At 69.0% G+C, this 23612-nt stretch carries 16 protein-coding genes and 2 pseudogenes; 15 read left to right on the top strand and 3 right to left on the bottom strand.

All coding sequences use genetic code 11. The features are described 5' to 3' along the window. Positions 1-88 precede the first annotated feature (88 nt). The 3 genes from CWT10_RS06075 (at position 89) to CWT10_RS06065 (ending at position 1991) form a co-directional block, all read left to right on the top strand. On the top strand, positions 89-391 hold the full coding sequence (locus tag CWT10_RS06075; RefSeq protein WP_103061933.1) for a DUF2249 domain-containing protein: 303 nt from the start codon (positions 89-91) through the stop codon (positions 389-391). A 13-nt stretch (positions 392-404) separates the two neighbouring features. Further along, a complete protein-coding gene (gene moaA / locus CWT10_RS06070) occupies positions 405-1493 on the top strand; it encodes a GTP 3',8-cyclase MoaA (protein ID WP_103061932.1) in 1089 nt (362 codons plus the stop codon). A gap of 246 nt (positions 1494-1739) precedes the next feature. Further along, positions 1740-1991: a MoaD/ThiS family protein gene (locus tag CWT10_RS06065; protein WP_416171681.1), complete on the top strand. Its 252-nt coding sequence runs from the start codon at positions 1740-1742 to the stop codon at positions 1989-1991. 40 nt (positions 1992-2031) lie between these two features. On the opposite strand, the gene CWT10_RS17325 is transcribed toward CWT10_RS06065, so the two are convergent. Next, the gene (locus tag CWT10_RS17325) at positions 2032-2520 is read right to left on the bottom strand and encodes a molybdenum cofactor biosynthesis protein MoaE (RefSeq protein WP_416171680.1); all 489 of its coding nucleotides are present in this window, start codon (positions 2518-2520) and stop codon (positions 2032-2034) included. Between the two features lie 213 nt (positions 2521-2733). On the opposite strand from CWT10_RS17325, the pseudogene CWT10_RS06055 reads away from it, so the two are divergent. From CWT10_RS06055 to mobA, 3 genes and pseudogenes are all read left to right on the top strand, one after another. Continuing rightward, positions 2734-4047, top strand: a pseudogene (locus CWT10_RS06055) (molybdopterin molybdotransferase MoeA); the annotation flags it as partial. A 126-nt stretch (positions 4048-4173) separates the two neighbouring features. After that, complete coding sequence (moaC, locus tag CWT10_RS06050) at positions 4174-4692, top strand: cyclic pyranopterin monophosphate synthase MoaC (protein ID WP_269843706.1); 519 nt, start codon at positions 4174-4176, stop codon at positions 4690-4692. Beyond that, on the top strand, positions 4689-5384 hold the full coding sequence (mobA, locus tag CWT10_RS06045) for a molybdenum cofactor guanylyltransferase (RefSeq protein WP_103061930.1): 696 nt from the start codon (positions 4689-4691) through the stop codon (positions 5382-5384). Before moaC ends, mobA begins: the two co-directional genes overlap by 4 nt. 123 nt (positions 5385-5507) lie before the next feature. Here mobA and CWT10_RS06040 read toward each other — a convergent pair whose 3' ends face one another. Together CWT10_RS06040 and CWT10_RS06035 are read right to left on the bottom strand one after the other, a co-directional pair. After that, a complete protein-coding gene (locus tag CWT10_RS06040) occupies positions 5508-6653 on the bottom strand; it encodes a hypothetical protein (RefSeq protein WP_128683315.1) in 1146 nt (381 codons plus the stop codon). Positions 6654-6840: 187 nt separating this feature from the next. Continuing rightward, positions 6841-7434 carry a MogA/MoaB family molybdenum cofactor biosynthesis protein gene (locus tag CWT10_RS06035; protein WP_168190757.1) on the bottom strand — a complete coding sequence of 198 codons (594 nt, stop codon included), beginning with the start codon at positions 7432-7434 and terminating at the stop codon, positions 6841-6843. 343 nt (positions 7435-7777) lie between these two features. Between CWT10_RS06035 and CWT10_RS06030 the strand changes: the two genes are divergently transcribed. The 9 genes and pseudogenes from CWT10_RS06030 (at position 7778) to CWT10_RS05990 (ending at position 23595) form a co-directional block, all read left to right on the top strand. Further along, positions 7778-9106 carry an MFS transporter gene (locus tag CWT10_RS06030; RefSeq protein WP_103061927.1) on the top strand — a complete coding sequence of 443 codons (1329 nt, stop codon included), beginning with the start codon at positions 7778-7780 and terminating at the stop codon, positions 9104-9106. A gap of 117 nt (positions 9107-9223) precedes the next feature. Further along, positions 9224-13024 (top strand): nitrate reductase subunit alpha, encoded by a 3801-nt coding sequence (locus tag CWT10_RS06025; protein WP_103061926.1) that lies wholly within the window; start codon positions 9224-9226, stop codon positions 13022-13024. Next, entirely contained in the window at positions 13024-14628 is a 1605-nt protein-coding gene (gene narH, locus CWT10_RS06020; RefSeq protein WP_103061925.1) for a nitrate reductase subunit beta, read from the top strand. The genes CWT10_RS06025 and narH overlap by 1 nt, the downstream gene beginning before the upstream one ends. Positions 14629-14635: 7 nt before the next feature. After that, positions 14636-15436, top strand: coding sequence for a nitrate reductase molybdenum cofactor assembly chaperone (narJ, locus tag CWT10_RS06015; RefSeq protein ID WP_233188002.1), 801 nt, complete (start codon positions 14636-14638; stop codon positions 15434-15436). Beyond that, a complete protein-coding gene (gene narI, locus CWT10_RS06010) occupies positions 15433-16227 on the top strand; it encodes a respiratory nitrate reductase subunit gamma (RefSeq protein WP_103061923.1) in 795 nt (264 codons plus the stop codon). The genes narJ and narI overlap by 4 nt, the downstream gene beginning before the upstream one ends. Before the next feature lie 846 nt (positions 16228-17073). Beyond that, a complete protein-coding gene (modA, locus tag CWT10_RS06005; protein ID WP_103061922.1) occupies positions 17074-17922 on the top strand; it encodes a molybdate ABC transporter substrate-binding protein in 849 nt (282 codons plus the stop codon). Next, positions 17919-20033, top strand: a complete 2115-nt coding sequence (gene modB, locus CWT10_RS06000) for a molybdate ABC transporter permease subunit (protein ID WP_332881175.1) — start codon at positions 17919-17921, stop codon at positions 20031-20033. The genes modA and modB overlap by 4 nt, the downstream gene beginning before the upstream one ends. A 114-nt stretch (positions 20034-20147) precedes the next feature. Next, positions 20148-21758, top strand: a complete 1611-nt coding sequence (gene arc / locus CWT10_RS05995) for a proteasome ATPase (RefSeq protein WP_233188000.1) — start codon at positions 20148-20150, stop codon at positions 21756-21758. Then, a pseudogene (locus tag CWT10_RS05990) lies at positions 21755-23595 on the top strand (proteasome accessory factor PafA2 family protein). Before arc ends, CWT10_RS05990 begins: the two are co-directional and overlap by 4 nt. Positions 23596-23612: the final 17 nt, after the last annotated feature.

Below are 23612 nucleotides of genomic sequence, written 5' to 3'. Positions count from 1 at the left end.
GGTTGCCAACAATTGCGTGCGGCACACCTAGGCATCCGCCGCCGCACGTTGGGAACATCTGAACCGAACCATGCACCAGGAGACATCCGTGAGCGAAGACCCGAAGTTCATCCCCATCCAGGAGGCTCCCTCTCACAGCACCTGCGGCTGCGGCGCGGCCCATGAGGAGCGCCTGGCGCTGGACGTGCGCCCGATACCGCATCGTCTGCGCCACCCGGCTGTGCTCGGCGCAGTCTCCTCTCTGCGCGTGGGCGAGGGTTTCGACCTGCTCGCCCCACATGTGCCCACGCCACTGCTGGCCCAGATCGACCAGCTGCCCATCACCGTCAAGCACACGCTGGTGGAGGCCGAGGACGGCTTCGCCCGCGTGGAGATCATCCGGGTGGGCTGATTACTATCGCCGTATGAGTGCGTCGGCCCTCACCACTGCGTCCACGACGGTCCCCAAGCAGCTGGTGGACCGTTTCGGGCGTACCGTGCGCGACCTGCGACTGTCGGTTACCGACCGCTGCAACCTGCGCTGCACTTACTGCATGCCAGCGCAAGGACTGCAGTGGCTGCCGGGACCACAGTTGCTGACCGTGGATGAGATCGCCCGCCTGGCACGCCTGGCCGTGGAGCAACTGGGGGTCGAACGCGTCCGCCTGACCGGAGGGGAGCCGCTACTGCGACGAGACCTGGAGGACATAGTCGCCGCCGTCGCCGCCCTGCGCACGCGCCATACCGGGGATAAGCCGGACATCGGCCTGACCACCAACGGTCTGGGGCTGGACCGGCGAGCAGCCGGGCTGCGCACCGCCGGACTGGACCGCGTGAACATCTCCATCGACACCCTAGACCAGCGTGAATATGCGACTCTGACGCGACGCGATCGCTTGGCGGACGTGCTGCGCGGAGTGGACGGAGCGCAGGCGGCCGGCTTGTTCCCCATCAAGGTCAATGCGGTGGCCGTGCCAGGTGAACTCACCGAGCGGGCGCCGCGGCTGTTGGCTCAGTGTCTGCGCCGCGGCTGGCAACTCCGCTTCATTGAGCACATGCCGCTGGGGCCGCACGGTTCCTGGCGGGCGGAGGAGGTCGTAGGGGCACAGCAGGTGTTGACGGTGCTGCGGGAGGCGGGCTTCGCGCTTACACCCGTCGGCCGGCCCGACCGGCGCCCTGCGGCGCTGTGGGAGGTGGCCGCGGGCAGCGAGTCGGACGGCCAGTACTATCCGGCGGGAAGGGTCGGGATAATAGCCTCGGTGACAGCGCCGTTCTGCGACGACTGCGACCGCACCCGGCTGACTGCCGATGGCAAACTGCTGAGCTGTCTGTTCGGGACCGCGGAAGTGGACCTGCGTGGTCCCATGCGAGCCGGGGCGAGCGACGAGGAACTAGCCCGCATTTGGGCCCGTGCCGCCTGGGACAAGCCCAGGGCGCACGGCACCGACGATCCACAGACGATATCCGGCGGGTTCACCGCGCCCACGCGGACCATGTCTGCTATCGGCGGCTGATACGGCCACGACTCCACCACCTCGAGTTCGCCTTCTATAGCCATCGAGTTCGGTTGAAGTGGCAGGCTGTCGGCCAGCGCCGAAGGCCCGACATGGCGACCGCGGCATCCGCGGTTATAAGGTCAACACTTAAGACCGCCTCCGGTGACCGCCCTGCGGCAGTAATCATTGGGCGCAGACGACTACAAGGAGAAACGCTTGGCCGACACCGTCGAGACCCGCACAAGCACAAATGCCACCGACACCATAGCCATCGAGGTGCACTACTTCGCCGCGGCGGCAGATGCCGCCGGTCGCACCGAGGAGAGGCTGGAGCTGCCTACCGGCACGACCCTGGCAGGGTTGCGTGAGCTTCTGGCCGGGCGTGGCCTGGAGATGGCCAAGGTGATCGGCGTATCCAGTTACCTGATCAATTCGCTCTCAACTCCGGCCGATTCACTGGCGGAGCTGCACGAGCGCGATCGGGTGGACGTCCTGCCTCCTTTCGCGGGTGGCTGAGTCGGTGGACAGCGGATCTACCGTGCAGGATCTGGCAGGATCAGGGCAGATTCGACCAGGTGCTGGAACCGTCTGTGAACAACTGCTGCTTCCAGACGGGCAGGCGCGTCTTAACCTCCTCAACGATGTCATGCACGGCGTCGAAGGCGGCGACACGATGATCGGCACTAACCGCCACCGCCAACGCCGTGTCCCCCACGGCCAGATCTCCCACACGGTGCATGACGCACACCTTCCGCAGCCCCGGGCGGTCGGCGATCTCGGCTGCGATCCCCGCGATGACCGCATTCGCGCTGGGGTGCGCCGCGTAGTTGATAGCGATGACCCCACGCCCGCCGTCGTGATTGCGGACCCTGCCATCGAAGGTGGCGACGGCGCCGGCCGCCGGATCCGCGACGGCGTCGGCGAGCCGAGCGGTGTCGATCGGCTCCGGGGTGACGTCGGCGCAGATGACCAGGGCCCGGGGCGACGACGTCCCGACGTCGGCGACGTCCTCGACATGTCCGGGGAACGGATTGGTCTGGGTCACTGTGGTCTCCTGTTCGCAAGTCGCAGAATCTCCGAATGGGCCGCGGCGCGGCCAAAGGATGCGGCACTGGGGCGCTGAGGAGGTTACACGCCAGCCGCCTGCCACGGTCCCACCCCACTGCGGCGACAGGGCATGATGTTCCGGTCGACACGCCTTCTCCCCACTCCGCCCGCCCCCGTCACAACTGCACGATCGCATCATTAGGACTCCTCAATGACCTCAACCATGCTGCCGCCCGAGGACTACCTCGCCCAGGTGCTCGCTGCGCTGACGCCGCTCGCCCCGGTCGAGGTCCCGCTGGAACAGGCCCACGGTCTGGTCCTGGCCGAGGATGTGCCGGCCGCCGCACCAGTACCCCCCTGGACAAACTCGGCCATGGACGGCTACGCGGTGCGCGCGGCCGACGTCGTCGGGGCCATGCATGCCCCCGTAATCCTGCCGGTGATGGGTGACGTGCCCGCCGGGGCGGTTCCGGAACCGCTGGCCGCGGGAACCGCGCAGCGGATCATGACCGGCGCCATGTTGCCCGCGCAAGCCGATGCGGTTGTCAGGGTAGAGGACACCGATCAGCCGCCCGGGGCTGTACCGCTGCCCAGGCAGGTAGAGGTTCGCACCGCCGTCGCCCCGGGCACCAACGTGCGGCAAGCCGGTGAGGACGTGGCGGCGGGCCAAACCGTATTGAAGAGCGGGACCGTATTGAAGGCCACCGCGGTATCGGCCGCCGCCTCCGCAGGCCACCGGATGGTACGAGCGGTGCCGCGCCCCCGAGTCGCCGTCGTGGTCACGGGCGCAGAGTTGGCACAGGCGGGTCGCCAGCCCGCAGCCGGCACCATCCCGGACTCCAACGGCCCAATGCTGGCGGGACTGGTGGGCGAGCACGGTGCCCGACTCGTAGCCGTCCTACGCAGCGCCGACACTCCGGCGGCACTGGCCGATGCCCTGCGCGAGGCGGCCATCGACGTCGACTTGATCGTTACTTCCGGGGGCGTGTCGGCGGGGGCCTTTGATCCATTCACCGCACTGGCCGCCGCACGCGGGCAGGCAGATGGCCCCGCCGGGAACGACATCGAACTGACCACGGCCGCGGTTGCGATGCAGCCGGGCAAGCCCCAGGGCTACGGATCCGTGCGTGCCCGGGACGGGCGCCTGGTGCCGGTGATAGGACTGCCCGGCAATCCTGTGAGCGTGCTGGTGTCATTTACGACGATCGTCGCCCCCGCCCTAGCCCGGCTGTCCGGCCACGACACCACCCGCGGGCGCGGCTCCCGGGACGGGGAAACACGGCTGACTAGGGCGCGGGCCGCCGTCGGCTGGCGCAGCCCGCGCCGGCGCCGCCAGTATGTGCCGGTACGCTTCGTCGCCCCGCCGAAGCCGCTTCCCACCGGAGCGTTACCGGGAGGTATCTGGGTGGCACCGTCGCACTACCTGGGATCGGGCTCCCACCTAGTCGCCTCACTGCCGACGGCGCAGGCACTGGCAGTCGTGGAGACCGACGACGACGCCGTCGCGGCGGGCGACCAGGTGCTGTTGCTCCCACTGTCATCGCCCGCAGGGCCGCTGCCACCCGCATATGGGCCCCCCGTCGCCAAATCCTCAAGGCCGGCCCCGTCCGCCGCGTCCCCACGAACAGAGGCGGCCCTCCGCCTCGGGCATCTGGACTCCTCGGGCACCGCCCGGATGGTGGACGTGTCGGGGAAGCGGACCACCGTCCGCACCGCGACCGCCACGGCCTTCGTGGCGTGCTCGCCGGCGATCATCAGGGCGTTGCGGGACCATGCCGTACCCAAGGGGGATGTGCTCGCAGTGGCACGCGTAGCAGGCATAGCTGCCACCAAGAAGGTGCCTGATCTGCTCCCCCTGGCGCACGTCATTGGTATCCACGGCTGCCAGGTGGACCTTCAGGTCACCGACGACGGTGTGCGCGTAGAGGCCACGGTGCGCACTGCCGACCGCACGGGAGTGGAGATGGAGGCGCTCACCGCAGTCACCGTTGCCGGGCTGGCAGTGATCGACATGGTCAAGGGCGTAGACCGGGAGGTGGCGCTGCGCGAGGCAAGAGTGATTGCCAAGTCCGGGGGCCGCTCCGGTGACTGGGTGCGGCCGGATGGCGCCGATGCGGGCAACATCGTGGAGGCGAATGCCCCGGACGGGGCCGGGCAGGAGCTCTCTTGACAACAGGTGAGCGGCTGGACGTCGTCGTGCTGGCCGGGGGCACCGCGCGACGCCTGGACGGAGCGTCGAAGCCGGATGTGGTCGTGGGCGGGGCGCGTCTGCTCGACCATGTGTTGGACGGAGTGGCATTCGTACGGGACCGGCTGCCGCCCGGTCAAGTGGTCGTAGTGGCCCCTGAGAGCGTGCTGGTCCCACCCGGGGTACTACGTGCCCTCGAAGATCCCCCTTTAGGCGGACCTGTGGCAGGAATAGCGGCCGGACTGGCGCGGCTCAGCACGACCGTCTCCGGCAATGGATCGGAGGAGACAATGAGCGGGACGGTTACGGACGTGCCCGCACCGCTTACCGCCGTCGTCACCTGTGATGCGCCAGAGGCGTGGCGCGCCCTGCCAGCGCTGGCGAAAGAGCTGGAGGATCACGCGGGTGCCGACGGAGCCTGCGCCGTAGACCACGGCCAGGTCCAGTACCTGCTGGGCATATACCGGACTGCCGCACTGGCGGAGCGGGTTGCGCCGGGAGGCGCGGCACTTCGGGATGTGGCGGTGCGACGGACGCTGGGCGGCATGGATCTGATCCGTCTCGAGCTTTCCAAGCGAGGAGAAAAGCTCGCACACGTCGCCCGCGACCTGGACACCTGGGCGGACATCCGTGCCTACGCCTCCCACCCCCATCCTCGAGTTCGGTCGATATAACTGCCGAGTTCGGTCGATATGACTGCCGAGTTCGGTCGATATGACTGCCGAGTTCGGTCGATATAACTGCCGAGTTCGGTCGATATGACGCTCAACGCATCGCCGCCGCTGCCTGCCAAATGGTCACCCGGCTAGACGACGCAACTCTCGCTTCGTCCTCAGCCCGCTGATCGGGCGTTCTTCGCATGCCGTGCGCGGCAGCAGCATGTGCAGCATGCTCAGTGCACCGTCGGTATCTCGCACCTCTTCCGGGGAGAAATGGGCTACTTCGAAACCGCATTCCGCGAATGCCTCATCACGCGCGGCTCTCCTCGCAAGCACGGCGTCGACGCCGTTCGCCAGCTTGATCATGCCGTCAACCTCCGCAGCTCTGCGAACTTCCCGCCAGCCGAGATCCGCGTAGAAGGTGGTCGCTCCGGTGTGCAGCGGCATCTGCGGCGTAGGCGCAATGATCCCATTGGCCAGGCAGATCCGACGCAGCTCCGTCTCATATGGCGACTGACTCCAGGGGGATGCGGCCTCGATCACGGCACGGGCTCGCCTTACCCCACGCTCACGACGGCGTCCATCCAACCGCGCCATGACTCGCGCGCGTAAGGCGTTCGCTTCTCGGTTGATTTCATCGGCGCGATCCCAGGGGCGGTCGACGACGTCGGCGCCCTGCCGCCCGCTGGAGTTGAGCGGCATGGCACCGGTGACCACCGCGAACAGGGAGTCGACGGCGACCATTGCCGCGTCCGGTTCGAGGAAACGCGCGCAGTCCTCAATAGTGCGTTCGATCCTGGTGACTCTCAGCCCTCCAACTACAATGATGTCGTCCTCGGGGATTGGAAAGCGGTGTCGAGTGATGGGGCGTGACGCGAGTGCCCGACGGCGATCGAGAGGATGGAGGTCTCGGCTAGGAGGACGCGTGGGGTCATGCCGCGTCGGAGGGCGACGCAGGCCGGTGGGGCGGTAAGGCACCGCCAGGTGCAGCGATTGCGGCGTGCGCCAGGTCGCCCCGCCGTGCAGCAGAACTGCGCTCTCGAGCACAACCACCCCCTTGAGGGCATCCACCCGAAAGGCTTCGAGCATTGCGTTGTGCGTGGCCGCTTGTTGCTCCCATACCGCGGCGTCATGTGCGACGTGCACGTAGGTGTCCCGCTGGATCTGGGTGAGCCGGCCGGAAACCACACCGGCCTCCAGCAGACTGCGCCCCACAGTAGAGCGTCGCACCAACACCGGCGGGATGGCTTGTGAAGGGTTATGACAAGACATGCTGTTGTTCATGAGGACAGGGTGCAGGAACGGAGCCACTCGGTGACGAACGCCTGTGAATGCCAAAGCACGGGGCTGCTCTGAAGTACTCCTGTGGACGGCGGCAACCGAACTCGGCAGTCACATCGACCGAACTCGGCAGTCACATCGACCGAACTCGGCAGTCACATCGACCGAACTCGGCGGAGGGGAGGCGGATTCAGTGGTCACCGCCGCCGAGTTGCTCCAGAATGTGCGGAACCAAAGGCCCCACCACGGCGATGGTGTCCTTAACACCGCCGCGCGACCCGGGGGCATTGACCACCAGCGCACCATCGGCATCGCGACTGGTCACCCCCACAAGCCCGCGCGACAGACTCGACAACGGCGTCTGGGTCAGTCCGTAGGCGCGGATCTGCGCCTCAATACCCTCCAGCCGCACCGCCAGCAGCGGCGCGGTGCCCTCGGGGGTCAGGTCGCGCGGAGTGACACCGGTGCCACCGGTGGTCAACACCACCCGGGCACCGCCCGCAACAGCATCCTCAATGGCGGCACGCACCGACTCCACCCCGTCGGGAACCACCTTCACGGCATCGGCCACGACGTCGTGCTCCCGCAGCAGCCGCACGGCCAGCGGCCCGGAGACATCCTCCCGCTTCCCGCTGACGCAGCGGTCGGAGACGGTGATGACGGCGCCACTTACCGGCACCGGCAATGGGTGGAGAGCCTTCTGGCGTACAGGAACCACCCGCGTTGTGCTGGAAGGCTCTGCCGCCGAGCCGGAGTTGGAGTGATGGGGCGTCATTCGACTCATACCGACCACGGTAGTAGGCGAGGGCGATTCTCATCCGCCCACCCGTATTCCACCGCGCTCCCGCAACCGCCCTCCCCAGTGCCCATCGACCGTGGGCCACGGCCCACCACCGCCTATTAGCTCACAACCATCTTCCTTATTACGGAATCCGCCGTAAAAAAGATATGGGGTGCAGTCGGCCTGATTCCAGCCGAAAGATTCTCCGGTCGCCGACCCGTTGCCCGGTCGGGCATCATGCGGGAATCACCAATCACCCCGCGGACCAACCCCCGCGGACAACGTCGGGGTCACGCCCGGTCAACTCACTGTTACTTCGCCCCCTACCCCCAGGAGTCACAGCACCATGAGTCAGCTCGATACTTCCGGCCGCGTCTTGAGCGGCTGGAACCCGGAGGAGCCGGACGGCTGGTCGGCGTCAATCGCCTGGCGAACCCTGGCCATCACTACCTTCTCACTCATGCTCGGCTTCACGGTGTGGTTCCTGCCCAGCGCCGTCGCCCCACGCCTGAACGAGATCGGCTTCGAGCTGACCAACAACCAAATCTACTGGATCACCTCCATGCCGGGCCTGTCCTGCGGGGCGCTGAGACTGATCTACATGTTCCTGCCGGCCACTATCGGCTCGCGCAAGATGATCGGCTGGTCCTCCCTGCTGTACGTCCTGCCGATGCTCGGTTGGTTCTTCGCCGTACAGAACCCGGCCACCTCCTTCGGCACGCTGCTGGCACTGTCCTTCACCTGCGGCATCGGTGCCGCCACCTTCTCCGGTTACATGCCCTCCACCGGCTTCTTCTTCCCTAAGCGCCTGTCCGGCACGGCCCTGGGCCTGCAGGGCGGCCTGGGCAACATGGGTATGAGCGTTATCCAGCTGGCCGCCCCATTCCTGATGAGCACGAGCCTGCTCGGGCTCACCTGGGTGACCCCCTACGCCGACGGCGCCCCACGGGTATTCAACGCCACCGTCTTCTTCCTGCCGTGGTCCGTGATCGCTGCGGCCCTGGCCTTCGCCTACATCAAGGACGTGCCGGTCAAGGCCAATGTCCGCCAGCAGCTTGACATCTTCGGCAACGTCGACACCTGGCTGATGACGGTCCTGTACATCATGACCTTCGGCATCTTCTCCGGTTTCGCCGCGCAGACCGCCAACATCATCAACAACAACTACGGCGCCACCTCCCCGCTGGCGCAGACGCTGGCCGCCGCCGACCTGCCCAAGGGCGCCTCCTACGCCTTTATTGGCACACTGTTGGGCTCCTTCCTGCGCTTCGCCTGGGGACCCCTGTGCGACCGCTTCGGCGGTGCGATCTGGACCTTCGTCTCCGCCGTCGGCATGTCCGCAACCATGGCCTTCTGCGGCTGGCAGGTGGCCACCGCCGACAGCGCCGGCGACTTCCCCGTGTTCATGATCGGCCTGCTGGCCATGTTCTTCTTCGCCGGAGTCGGCAACGCCTCCACCTTCAAACAGATGCCCATGATCATGCCTAAGCGTCAGGCCGGCGGAGCCATCGGCTTCACCGCCGCCGTGGCGGCGCTCGGCCCCTTCCTGGTCGGCATCGCCCTGACCCTGATGCCCACTCACGCCTTCTTCTACGGCTGCTCGGTCTTCTGCGTGCTGTGCGCCGTGATCTGCTGGATCCGCTACGCCGGCCCCTCCGCCAAACGGCCCGGCTGACACCCCCCGACGACGACGCCGTCGCCGTCCCAGCCACACTGAATCGGCGGCCCGGCCGACTCATCACACCGCTCCAAGTTCCGCCCATACCTCCAGCCACACCGCCAAGGACCCGCGATGAGCACACCCACCGCCCCGATCGTCCCCGGACCCGACGTCAGGGTTGAGAACGCCCCGGGACTGTTCGCCCTGGGCTCCTACCTGCGCCGGGGGAAGCCATCCGCCGACGCCCGCCGGCTATTCCTCGAGGGCGGCCGCGACGCCGACACCTTCTACCGGCATCGATGGAGCCACGACAAGACGGTGCACTCCACCCACGGGGTGAACTGCACCGGCTCATGTGCCTGGGAGGTATACGTCACCGACGGCGTGATCACCTGGGAGAAGCAGATCACCGACTACCCCACTACCGGGCCGGACATGCCCGAGTACGAACCCCGCGGCTGCCCGCGCGGCGCCGCCTTCTCCTGGTACACCTACTCCCCCACCCGCATCCGCTACCCGTATGTGCGCAGCGTGCTGCTGGACGCCTTCCGCACCGCCCGCCGTCAGCACGACGGCGACGCCGTCGCCGCCTGGGCACAGGTCACTGGAGATCCGGAGACCTCCCGCGCCTACAAGTCGGCGCGCGGGCGAGGCGGCATGGTGCGGGTCGGCTGGGACGAGGCGATGGAGCTGATCGCCGCCGCCTACGTGCACACCATTCGCAACTGGGGGCCGGACCGGTGCGTCGGCTTCTCCGTCATCCCGGCCATGTCGATGATCTCCTACGGGGCCGGCGCCCGCTTCCACGAGCTCATCGGCGGCACCATGCTGTCCTTCTACGACTGGTACGCGGACCTGCCGCCGGCCTCCCCACAGGTGTTCGGCGACCAGACCGACGTCCCGGAGGCGGGCGACTGGTACAACGCCCAGTACCTGATCATGTGGGGGTCGAACCTGCCGCTGACCCGCACCCCGGACGCACACTTCATGACCGAGGCCCGCTACCACGGCCAGAAGGTGGTGGCCGTCTCCCCCGACTACGCCGACAACACCAAGTTCGCCGACCAGTGGCTGCGGGTGGCCCCCGGCACCGACGGAGCACTCGGGATGGCCATGGGGCACGTGATCCTGTCCGAATTCCACGTCGGACGGCGCGAGTCCTTCTTCCTGGAGTACATGCGCCGTCACACCGACGCCCCGTTCCTGGTAGAGCTGGTCCCCGCCCCCGACGGCTCCGGAACGGTTCCGGGCCGCTTCGTCACCGCCGAGGGCGTGGCCGGGGTGGCCGACAACCTGCCCCGCGGCGAGTTCCGCCCTCTGGTGTGGGACCGCGAGCGCGGCCCCGCCGACCCCGGCGGCACACTGGCCGACCGCTTCACCCCCGAGGGCGAGGGCAAGTGGAACCTGCTCATGGAGGGCGTGGACCCGATCATGTCCATCGCCGACCTCGCCGGCGGCGCGGCCGCCGACCCCGCGAGCCCACCCGCCCCGGCAAGCGACGTCGTCGTCGAGCCGACGGAGATCCTGCTGCCCCGCTTCGATCTGCCCGGCTCGCAGACCCCCACCGGCAGCGTCGGCGGCGGCGTGGTCCGGCGGGGCGTGCCCGCCACCCGCCTGCCCGACGGGCGCCTGGTCACCACCGTCTACGACCTGCTGCTTGCCGACTACGCGGTGGCCCGTCCCGGCCTGCCCGGCCAGTGGCCGGCCGACTACCACGACGCCACCGTCCCGGGCACACCCGCCTGGGCCGCCGAGCTGACCGGCGTGCCCGGCCCGGCCACCATCCGGGTGGCGCGGGACTTCGCCGTCAACGCCATCGAGTCCGGCGGCCGCTCCCAGATCGTCATGGGGGCCGGCATCAACCACTACTACCACGCCGACCAGATCTACCGGACCCTGCTGGCGCTGACCTCCATGTGCGCCACCCAGGGCGTCAACGGCGGCGGCTGGGCCCACTACGTCGGCCAGGAGAAGGTCCGCCCCATCGCCGGCTGGTCGCAGTTCGCCTTCGCCCTGGACTGGCACCGGCCCGCGCGGCAGATGATCTCCACCGGCTTCTGGTACCTGACCACCGACCAGTGGCGCTACGACGACACCCCGGCCGACCGGCTGGCCTCCCCGCTGGGTGCCGGCACCCTGGCGGGCAAGACCGCCTCAGACACCCTGGTGGAGGCGATGCGGCGCGGCTGGACGCCCTCCTACCCGACCTTCGACCGCAATCCGCTGCTGCTGGGGCAGCAGGCCGCCGCCGCGGGCATGGGCCCCAAGGACTACGTCGTCGACCAGCTGAACCGGGGTGAGCTGCGCTTCGCCTGCGAGGACCCGGACGCCCCGGAGAACTTCCCCCGCATCCTGGCCTCCTGGCGCACCAACCTGCTCGGCTCCTCCGCCAAGGGCACCGAGTTCTTCCTGCGCCACATGGTCGGCTCCGGCGGCGACGTGAACGCCGTGGAGACCCCCGCCGGACGCCGTCCGGTGTCCATGACCTGGCGGGAGGAGGCGCCCCAGGGCAAGTTGGACCTGATGTGGACGGCGGACTTCCGCAACACCTCCACCACGCTGCACTCCGACGTCGTGCTGCCGGCGGCCACCTGGTATGAGAAGTACGACCTGTCCACTACGGATATGCACCCCTTCATCCACTCCTTCAACCTGGCGATCGACCCGCCGTGGGAGGCGCGCAGCGACTTCGACATCTACCAGCAGCTGGCCGAGCTGGTCAGCGCCTGGGCGCCCAAGTACCTGGGCACCCAGACCGACGTGGTGGCCGCCCCGCTGACCCACGACACCCCCGACGCCATGACCATGCCGCACGGGGATGTCTCCGCCCTGCCGCAGGCGTGGGTGCCGGGCGTGACCATGCCCAAGCTGGTGCCGATCGAGCGGGACTACACCCAGATCCGCAACAAGTTCGACGCCGTCGGCCCCCTGGTGGAGTCCCCCGGCATCCCCATCAAGGGCATCATGCTGCACCCGGAGCGGGAGATGGAGCGGCTGCGGCGCGCCCACGGCACCGGCGTCGGCGCGGCGGCGGGCCGTCCACTGATCGACACCCCCATCCGGGCCGGCGACGCCGTCATGCACATGTCCGGCGCCACCAACGGGCACCTGGCCACCCAGGGTTGGCAGACCCTGTCCCAGCGCACCGGCACCCCGCTGGTGGAGCTGAGCGAGGAGGAGGCCGGCAAGCAGGTCACCTTCGCCGACACCCAGGTCAAGCCGCAGCCGGTGATCACCACCCCGGAGTGGTCCGGCTCGGAGCACGGCGGCAGGCGCTACTCGGCCTTCGTGGTCAATGTGGAGCACGCCAAGCCCTGGCACACGCTCACCGGCCGCATGCACTACTACCTGGACCACGACTGGATGCGGGACATGGGTGAGTCGCTGCCTACCTTCCGCCCGCCCCTGGACTTCGCCGCCCTGTACGGGGAGGCCGCACCCGGGCAGGTGGGCACCACCCCCGACGGTGCAGTGCAGGTGGCCGTGCGCTACCTGACGGTTCACAACAAGTGGGCGATTCACTCCCAGTACTACGACAACCTGCACATGCTCACCCTGGGCCGGGGCGGCCAGACCATCTGGATGAGCCCCACCGATGCAGACAAGATCGGGGTGCGGGACAACGAGTGGGTGGAGGCTTACAACCGCAACGGGATCGTGTCCGCCCGGGCGGTCGTCTCCCACCGCATACCCGAGGGCACGGTGTTCATGCACCATGCCCAGGATCGCACCATGAACACGCCGCTGACCGAGACCTCGGGACGCCGCGGCGGTACCCACAACTCGCTGACCCGCATCGTGCTCAAGCCCAGCCACTTCGCGGGCGGATACGCCCAGTTGTCCTACGCCTTCAACTACATCGGCCCCACCGGCAATAACCGCGACGAGGTCACCCTCATTCGTCGTCGCACCAACCAGGAGGTGACCTTCTGATGAAGGTGATGGCCCAGATCGCCATGGTGATGAACCTGGACAAGTGCATCGGCTGCCACACGTGCTCGGTCACCTGCAAGCAGGCGTGGACCAACCGCGAGGGCACCGAGTACATGTGGTTCAACAACGTCGAGACGCGCCCCGGCGTCGGCTACCCCAAGGGCTGGGAGGACCAGGAACGCTGGCGCGGCGGCTGGGAGCGCACCGCCGGCGGACGGCTGCGGCCCCGCTCCGGCGGGAGGCTGCGCCGCCTGGCGCAGATCTTCGCCAACCCGGACATGCCGAGCGTTCAGGACTATTACGAGCCATGGACCTACGAGTACGATCGACTGCTGTCCGCCCCGAAGGACTCCCCCAACATTCCGGTGGCGCGCGCCAAGAGCCAGCTGACCGGCGAGTACCTGCCCACGATCCAGTGGGGCCCCAACTGGGATGACGACCTGGGCGGCTCCACCCAGACGCTGTCCGAGGACCCGATCGTGGCGGGCATGAGTCAGAAGATCGCCACCGAGATCGACCAGGCCTTCATGTTCTACCTGCCGCGCATCTGCGAGCACTGCCTGAACCCGACCTGCGTGTCCGCCTGCCCCTCCGGAGCCATGTACAAGCGCAGCGAGGACGGCATCGTACTGGTGGACCAGGACGCCTGCCGCGGCTGGCGCATGTGCGTGTCCGCCTGCCCGTACAAGAAGGTCTACTTCAACCACGCCACCGGCAAGGCCGAGAAGTGCACCCTGTGCTACCCGCGCCTTGAGGCCGGCGAGCCCACCGTCTGCTCCGAGACCTGCGTGGGGCGCCTGCGGTACTTGGGGGTGCTCCTGTACGACGCCGACCGGGTCTCTCAGGCGGCAGCCGTCGCGGACCCGCAGGACCTGTACCCGGCACAGCGGGAGATCCTCCTGGACCCCCACGATCCGGAGGTGGTGCGGGCGGCCCGCCAGGCGGGCGTGCCCGCCTCCTGGGTGCAGGCCGCCCAGAACTCCCCGGTGTGGGACCTGATCTCCACCTACCGGGTGGCGCTGCCGCTGCACCCGGAGTACCGCACCATGCCGATGGTCTGGTACATCCCGCCGCTGTCGCCGGTGGTGGACGAGGTCGCCGCCGCCGGCCTGGACGGGGAGGACCACAGGGTGCTGCTGACCGCCGTGTCCGAGATGCGCATTCCCCTGGAGTACCTGGCGGGCCTGTTCACCGCCGGGGACACCGACGCGGTGGAGCTGGTGCTGCGCCGGCTGGCGGCCATGCGCTCCCACATGCGGCAGGTGCGCCTGGGACGTGAGGCCGACCCGGCCATCGCCGCCGCCGTCGGCATGAGCGGACAGGAGCTGGAGGCCATGTACCGGCTGCTGGCCATCGCCAAGTACGACGACCGCTACGTCATTCCCACCGCCAGCCCGGAGGTGCCGCGGGGCATGACCGCCATGGGTGAGGATGTGCGCACGCTGCTGGGTGAGGGCGCCCCCGCCGCCTGCGGCGCCGCCGCCGCATCCCAGGGCGTGGGCGGCCCGGTGAGCCTGCCGCTGCCGACCGTGCGCCGTTCCCCGGTGCCGTCCGCCGGCCCCGGCCTCGGGGTGGGCCAGGCCGGTCGAGCCGAGGGCCGCTGACATGGCGATGAAGACCGGTGAAGACGTGGCGCCGCCGGTGGCCGCGGTGAGGGTTGACGCCGCCGCGCGGGCCATCGTCCATATGAGCGCCTCCCTGCTGCTCGACTACCCGGCCGAGGGCACTTTCACCGAGCGGCTCGACGCCGTCGCCGCAACCCTGGCCGGTGCCCCTGGGCTGCCGGAGGCACTCCGCGCGCCGCTGGAGGACTTTGTGGCGCAGGCGCGCAGCAGGGGTACGCGCGCCCTGGCCGAGCATTATGTGGAGGTATTCGACCGGCGCCGCCGCTGCTGCCTGTACCTGAGCTATTACGCCGTCGGCGACACCCGCTACCGGGGCGCCGCGCTGCTGGCCTTCAAGCAGGCCCTGGCCGCCACCGGCTACGAGCTGGAACGCGACGAACTGCCCGACTACCTGCCGGTGGTGCTGGAGCTGAGCGCCCGCAGCGGGGATGAGGTCGCCGATGTGCTGCTGTCCTCGCATCGGGACGGCCTGGAGGTGCTGCGCCGGGCCCTGGCCGACGCCGCCTCCCCCTATGCCCGCCTACTCGACGCCGTCGTCGCCACCCTGGAGCCGGTGGACGAGGCCACCGCGCAGCGGGTGCGGGCCCTGGTCGCCGCTGGCCCGCCCACCGAGACGGTGGGTGTCACCGACACGCTGCCCTTCCCGACCATGCCGCCGACGACGCCCGTTGGCCTCCCACCGCGACACCTGCCCGTTCACGCCACCCGCACCGACCCGCCACCTGCCTCCAACCCGCCGACATCTCCCGCCGGATTCACTCCCACCAGTAACCAGGAGCAGTCATGAGCACCTTCGAGTCGGCGGTCTTGTGGACCGCCCTGCCCTATGCGTCCTTCGTCCTGCTGGCGGCGGGACTGATCTGGCGCTACCGCACCGACCAGTTCGGGTGGACCAGCCGCTCCTCGCAGTGGCAGGAGTCGGCCATCCTGCGCTGGGCATCCCCCCTGTTCCACTTCGGGATCCTGCTGGTGGCGCTGGGGCACTTCATGGGCCTGGTGATCCCCAAGAGCTGGACCGAAGCGGCCGGTGTCCCCGAGCACATCTACCACCTCATGGCCGTGATCCCCGGATCGATTGCCGGGCTGATGACCCTGGTGGGTCTGGCGGGACTGCTCTACCGGCGCATCGTGGTCAAGTCGGTGCGCCTGGCGACCACGCGCAACGACATCTTCATGTACGTGCTGCTGGCGGTGCCCGTGTGCCTGGGTGCGTGGGCGACGCTGTCCACACAGTTGCTGGGCGGCGCCGACGGCGGTTACGACTACCGGGAGACGATCAGTCCCTGGTTCCGGTCGATCTTCGCCCTGCATCCGGCCCCGGAACTGATGGCGGACGTGCCCATGGTGTTCAAACTGCACGTGGTGGCGGGCCTGCTGCTGTTCGCCGTCTGGCCCTTCACCCGACTCGTCCACGCGGTCTCCGCGCCGGTGGGGTATGTGACCCGGCCCTACGTGGTCTACCGCTCCCGCCCGGGCGCCACCGCCACCGTGCGGCCGCGCCGCGGCTGGTTGCCGGTGCACACGCAGGGCACCGGCAACCAGGGCGCCGACGACCTCACCCCCTCCCAGGGCGCCTGATAACCGCCCCCGCTTCACCGAGTTCGGTCATTATTACCATCGAGATCGGTCGATATGACCATCGAGTTCGGTTGGTGGGGCCGGCGGGGCGGGGGAAAGTGTCCGGATTCGGGGCTCTTTGTGTTTGTGGGTGTGGTGGGTGCTGTCAAGCCCCGGGTTTTGTGGCTCTTCGTGTTTGAAGGGTGTGGTGGATGGGCGGGGTGTGTGGGTGGTGGTTTGTGTGTAGGTCCCGGTGGGCGCGGCGGGCGGCGGCGGGATGGCTCGCCGTGAGTCTTGGTGGCTCGCGGTGGATCGTGCCCGACAGTTCGGGTGCTGGCCCGACGGTTCGTGCCCGACGGTTCGTGCCCGACGGTTCGTGTGTTGCGGTCAATGATTCGCCGCTTGTTTCGGCGGTTTGGCGGGTTGTACGAGCCGTGGTTGTTCATACCGAATCGTTGGTGGCACCTGAGGAACCGTCTGCCCCGTGAGGCCATCTGATGAAACCGTCCCATGGATGTCAAGAACCAGCACCTCGCGCCCCAGGGCGCGGCCGCCCGGAACAACCACGCGAAGCCCGTCCTCGGGCGCCGCACCGCGTTCGAACACGGGAGGCTGCGTTCGAGTGAGGGAGGGGCCGTCACACGGCCGACCAGAACACACCGCCGACCACACACCCAAACACGAAGAGCCGATTTAGGCAACCACCATATCGACCGAACTCGACGGTTATATCGACCGAACTCGATGGTTATATCGACCGAACTCGACGGAAGTCGGGAAGTCGGGGAGCGTGCCGGTAGCCTGGCGCTTGGAACCCGGCCCGACAGCGCGCCTCGAGAACGCCCACGAATCGAAGGGAACATCCGCATGCAACTGTCATGCCGCAGCAACTCGCTCACGGCCCCATGCACTCGCCGCGCCGCCCTGAGCGCCGCCGCGCTCCTGACCGCGCTGTCGGCTGCGGCCTGCTCCGCCACCGCCCCCTCCTCAGGTGCGACTTCCCCCGCCACCGGCGCCTCCACAACCGACACGGGCCTTTCCGGCCAGGTCGTAGTCTTAGCCGCCGCCTCCCTGCAAGATGCCTTCGAGGACATCGCCGTGCAGTTCCAACAGGTACATCCCGACGCCTCCGTGACTTTCGACTTCCAGGGCTCGCAGGACCTGGTGACTGCGCTGTCCGAAGGCGCGCAGGCCGATGTGCTTGCCACCGCCAGCAACTCCACCATGGACGACGCCGCCAGCCGGTCTCTGCTCGCCGAGCCGACCGAGTTCGCCACCAATGCGCTCGCCCTCATCGTCCCGCCCGGCAACCCCGCCGGCGTGACCGGCATCAACGACGGCTCCCTGGACGGTGTCGACCTGGTCATCTGCGCGCCCGAAGTGCCCTGTGGCGAAGCCGCCCAAACCCTCGCCAAGCAGCTCGGCGTCACATTGACCCCGGTTTCTGAGGAACAGAAAGTCACCGACGTGCGCGGCAAGGTTGAATCCGGCGAGGCCGACGCCGGTATCGTCTACACCACCGATGCAGCCGCTGCTGGCGACGCCGTCGAAGTCATCTCCCTGCCCGACAACCGCGTTGTCAACCACTACCCGATCGCGCTCACACGGGACACCGTGAACCCCGACGCCGCACAGGCCTTCATCGATCTGGTCCTGTCCGACGCCGGCCAGGCGATCCTGGCCGAGCACGGCTTCGGTGCCCCCATCGGCCGGTGAGCCGACCGATGACCGACGAGGCGGTCCCTGCCCGCACCGGTGGCGTACACCGGTCTGCCGGGCGTTCGCGGGCTACCCGCGCCCAGCCACCGGTCTGGGTGGTACTCCTGGCCGTCATCGGCGCCTGCGCCACCATCCTGCCCTTTGTCGGCCTGGGCACCCGCGTGGCCTGGGCCCAGCTGCCCGAACTGCTCGGTTCGCAGTCCGCCCGTCTAGCGCTGGGTCTGTCGCTGCGCACCTGCCTGCTGGCGACCGTCATCGCGGTCGTGCTGGGTGTGCCGTTGGCGATCGTGCTGTCCCACGAATGGCCTGGCGTGCGCTTGGCCCGGGTGCTGGCGGTGCTGCCCATGACCATGCCGCCGGTGGTGGCCGGCACGGCCCTGCTGGCCACGCTGGGCAAACGGGGCTTGCTCGGCCCGCTTCTGGACGTACTTGGCGTGCAGATCTCCTTCACCACCGCCGCCGTGGTGATCGCCCAGGTGTTCGTCTCCCTGCCCTACCTGGTGGTCACGCTGGAGGCGGCTCTGCGCTCGCGCGACACCCGCCCGGAGATGATCGCCCGCACACTCGGCGCCCGTCCAACGACGGTGCTGACCCGTATCACACTGCCGCTGGCCGCTCCGGCCCTGGCGCGCGGCACGGCCCTGGCGCTGGGACGCAGCCTGGGCGAGTTTGGTGCCACCATCGCTTTCGCCGGCTCACGCGAGGGCGTCACCCGCACCGTGCCGCTGGCGGTATACCTGGAGCGGGAGCACGACGCCCCCACCGCCCTGGCCCTAGCAGTGGTACTCATCGCCGCCTCGTTCCTGGTGGTCGGCGCCACGAGCGTACGCTGGGACGCCCTTGGTCGTCGTCTGACCGGAATTGGGCGGCCTGCGCGCAACGTCGGCGCCCTCGCGAGCGGCACGGCCGTCCCCGACGACGACGACGTCCCCGCCACTCCCTCGGAGTCGCCGCCGGCGGACACGCCCGTCCCGTATGGCAGGGCGGTGCACGTGTGCTTCACCTGCGCCGCCCGGGACGTGGCCGTTGATCTGAGCATTCCGGCCGGCCATACTCTGGCCCTGATCGGGTCCAACGGCTCGGGGAAATCCACCGTGTGTGACGTGGTCTCGGGGCTGCTGGATGCCACCGGCGGACAGGTCCGCCTGGGCGAGCGGGTGGTGGACGGCCCGGAAGGATTCGTACCCGCCGGTCGTCGCGGCGTGGCTCTGCTAGCTCAGTCCCCCGGCCTCTTTCCCCACATGTCGGTGCTGGACAACGTCGCCTTCGGCCCACGCTGCCTGGGCACCTCACGCACCGCCGCCCGACAGGTTGCCTACGCGGAGTTGGCCGCCGTCGGCGCCACACATCTGGCGGAACGTCGCGGGGACGAGCTGTCCGGCGGACAGGCGGCCCGCGTCGCTCTGGCCCGCGCCCTGGCCACCCGTCCCGCGGTGCTGGTGCTGGATGAGCCGACCGCTGCCATCGATGTGGCGGCACGCCAGCAGCTGCGCTCCCTGCTGGCCCGCCGCACTGCCCGTGACGCACTGACGGTTTTGCTGGTCACCCACGATGTGGCGGAGGTGGCCGCTCTGGCCGACGACGTCGCCGTACTGAGTCGGGGAAGGGTGATTGAATCCGGGCCTACATCCCAGGTCCTGGCCACCCCGAAGACCGCGTTCACGGCCCGACTGACCGGGACGACGCTGCTGCGCGGCACCCTCGCCGGAAGTTCCGACCGTCCGCTCCTGCGGCTGGCGGACGGCACCGAGGTGGCGGCCGCCCCGGTCGCCGAAGCGAGCGCACGGAATGAGTTCAGGCGCGGCGAGCCGGCCTTGGTGCTGCTGCCGCCCGAGGCGGTGGCCCTGTATCCCCGCAATCCCGGAACCGCTTCCGCGGCCGCGTCCGCCCCGGCGGGCAGCCCCCGCAATGCTCTGAGCGCAACGGTGCGGGAGATAGGTGGCGGAGGGCTCATGACGGTGGTGCTGGAATTGGACGACGGGCAGTTGCTGCGCGCCCTGCTAACGGCGGCCGCGGTCGCCGAGTTGTCGCTGCGTCCTGGGCTGCTGGTGACGGCGGTGATCAAGGCAGCCCAGGTGCGCATCGTGCCCTCATGGGGGCGCGAGTAGGGGGCGAGTAGGGGGCGAGTATGCCCCACCGGCTGCGCAGAGGCGCTAGAATTTCTGGCACAGATGTCCCATTCTGGCGGTGTCGGGCATCAAGACCTCGCAAAGGAGCTGGCCGTGGACGATTCACCCACCCCGACCGACCACGGCGCGTCGGCGCCACCGGAACAGGCCGACCACGCCCGGCCCACCACTCCGGCGATCGAGCTCGAACTGGTCGAACGCAAGAATCGCAGCCTGGCCGAGGCCCTGCGCACCGCCCGCTCCGAACTGGCCGCCGCCCGAGCCGAAATCGAGCGCCTGAGTGCCCCGGCCCTGACCTACGCCACCCTGCTACGCGTCGCCGACCCCCTCCAGCGCACCCTCGACGTCTCCCAGTCCGGGCGCCGCATGCGGGTGCGGGCCGCGACCGCTCTGCCCCTTGGCGGCCTAGAGCCCGGCACGAGCCTGCTGCTCAACGCCAACCTCGACGCCGTGTCCACCGCCCCCACCGGCGATGTCGGTGAACTGGTGGGTCTGGAGCAGCGTCTGGACGACACCCATGTGCTGGTCGCCGTGCGCAGTGAGGATGTGCGCGTCTTGCGCCTGACTCCGGCGCTGGCCCGCGAGCGCCTGCGCCCCGGTGACAGCCTCATGGCCGACCTCAAGGATGGTTTTGCCCTGTCCATTGTGGCCCGGCGCGAGGTTGAGGATCTGCTGTTGGAGACTGCCCCGAACACCCCCTGGGAGGCCATCGGCGGCCTGGACGCCACCATCAAGCGCATACGCGACACCATCGAGCTGCCCATGACCCACCCCGAACTCTTTGCCGAACACCGACTGCGGCCGCCGCGAGGCCTGCTGCTCTACGGGCCGCCGGGTGTGGGCAAGACCCTGATAGCCAAGGCTGTGGCCACCTCCCTGGCGTATACGACCGGGCGGCGTACCCATTTCCTGAGCATCAAGGGGCCACAGTTGCTGGACAAGTATGTCGGGGAGACCGAGCGCCGCATCCGTCTGATCTTCACCAGGGCCCGAGACAAGGCCGACCGGGGCGTGCCGGTGGTGATCTTCTTCGACGAGATGGAGTCGCTGTTCCGCACCCGCGGCACCGGGGTGTCCTCGGACGTGGAGACCACGGTGGTCCCACAGCTGCTGGCGGAGATCGACGGCGTGGAGGAGATGCGCAATATCGTGGTCATCGGAGCCTCCAACCGCGAGGACATGATCGATCCGGCGATCCTGCGGCCAGGGCGTCTGGACGTGCGGGTTCGCATTGACCGCCCCGATCCGGAGGCCTGCCGTGAGATCCTCTCGCGTTATCTCACCACCGACCTGCCCCTGGCCCCGGAGGAGATCGACGCCGCGGGATCACCACAGGCGGCGGTGTCCGTTATGGGTGAGGCGCTGCTGGCCGCCCTGTTCACCCGGGACCAGACCACCGCCGTGCTGCAGGTGCATCGGCGCTCGGGTGCTGTGGAGACCTGGCATCTAGCGGATCTGGTCTCCGGGGCCATGATCTCCTCAGTGGTCGGGCGCGCCAAGGCCGCCGCCATCCAGGAGGCACTGGCGGGCAGGCCAGGACTGACTACCCGCCATCTGCTGGAGGCGGTTCGCGCGGAGGTCACCGAAACCGCCGACCTGCCCGGCGCCTCCGATCCCGAGGAGTGGGCGCGGGTGGTCGGCAGGGGCAGACGCACCGACCCTGTCGTCGCCCTGGTCCCGGCGGGTGGAAAGGAGTCACTATGATCACCGTGCGGCGAGTCATGGGCGTAGAGACCGAGTACGCCCTGATCGACCGAGATGACCCCGCGGCCGACCCTGAGACCCTGGCCTCGCAGTTGCTCTACGCCTATGCCCGCCAGGCGGCCGCCGAGGGCGCCCCCTCCACATTGCATGTTCCAGCCGAGGACTCGCGTGAACTCGAGTGGGGAGCGGGCTGCCGCTTCGACTACTCCGGGGAGTTACCCACCCGTGATGCCCGCGATGGGCGTGACCACGTTCTTGCCCGGGAGGCCCGCACCGATCTGGAGGCGGGGGCGGTGCTCACCGGAGCTCCGGTCCGCTGGATCCAGCGGGTTGACCGCTTCGGCCAGCACTACTACCGGGGTTCGGCCACACACACCACCAACGGCGCACGCATATACGTGGACCACACCCATCCCGAGTACGCCGCACCGGAGGCGTACGGCCCCTGGAGGCGGTGCGTTACGACCGCGCCGGCGACCGGCTCATGCATCGCGCGGAGCAAGCGCTGTCGGCTCGGCGTCCCGGCCGCATCCAGGTCATTAAGAACAACACCGACGGACACGGCTCGGCCTGGGGCGCCCACGAGTCCTACGCGGTTGACCGGGGGGTTCCCTGGAAACTGCTGACCGACCTGCTTGTGCCATTCCTCGTAAGCCGGACGGTTCTGTGTGGCTCGGGGAGAGTGGGCATAGGGCCGGCGGGTGAGGTACCCGGTTTCCAGATGCTGGCCCGCGCTGACTTCGTGGAGCAGGAGGTCTCGCTATACACCACGCGCGAGCGTCCCATCGTCAACACGCGTGACGAGCCCCACGCCGATGCCTCCCGCTGGCGCCGTCTGCACGTCATCACCGCAGACTCTTCGAGCCTGGCCGTCAGCGCCCTGCTGCGACTGGGGTCCACAGCAGCGCTGCTGTCGCTGGTGGAGAGTTTCCCCGAACGCGCCCGGGCACTGGCCGACCGCCTGGCATTGGCCGACCCGGTGACGGCCATCAGGGCCTTCTCCCATGACCCGACTGTGCAGGTGCGTTGCCCTCTGGCCGCCGGTGGTGAGGTGAGCGCCCTGGAGATGCAGCGGGTCTTCCTCCAGGAGGTGCGGGAGGCTGCGGTTCAGCCATCCGGCACTACGGGGGTGGATACCCCGGCGCATGGAGTGCGCCCGGAGGAGGAGACCGCATTGGTGCTCGACCTGTGGGGTGAGGCCCTCGACGCCCTGCGGGCTGGCCCCGAGCACGCCGCCCACCTGGTGGAGTGGTGTGCAAAACTGACACTGCTGGAGCAGCTGCGCTCACGCTACGGCTGCGGCTGGGACGACGCCCGGCTGCGGGCCGCCGACCTGCAGTTCAGCGTGGTCGATCCGACCACTTCGCTAGCCGCCCGCTTGGAGCGGGCCGGCTCGGTGCGCACCGTGCTGGACGAGGCCGAGGTACAGGCCGCGGTGACGACGGCTCCGGCCGACACTAGGGCCGGGGGACGGGCGGCGCTGCTGCGGCTCTTCCCCGAGCGGGTCTGGGCGGCCAGTTGGACCTCGGTGCTGGTTGACATCGGCGCCCGCCACCTGCTGCGGGTCACCCTGTCCGATCCTGGCAGCCCGACGGCGGCGCAGGTCGAGCAGGCGGCGCGCGCCGCCCGTGAGCGCCTGTCCCGCCCAGATTCCGGCGCCGTCATCCCCTCCGACGCCGATGCTGGCTCCACGCCCCCCTCCCCCAGGTCTCAGGAGGCCGCCGTACTCGTGGCGACGCTGGAGGCACTGGGCCTGGAGGTTCCGCCCGAGCCGAAGACCTACGGATGGGACGAGGGCGTCTACGCCCAGCACCAGCAACGCCCGCAGGCCACGTGAACACCACCGACCGTCAG

Source organism: Actinomyces qiguomingii, assembly GCF_004102025.1.
Classification (GTDB): domain Bacteria; phylum Actinomycetota; class Actinomycetes; order Actinomycetales; family Actinomycetaceae; genus Actinomyces; species Actinomyces qiguomingii.
The sequence above is the reverse complement of the archived record's forward strand: the minus strand, read 5'-3'. Positions and strand labels throughout refer to the sequence as shown.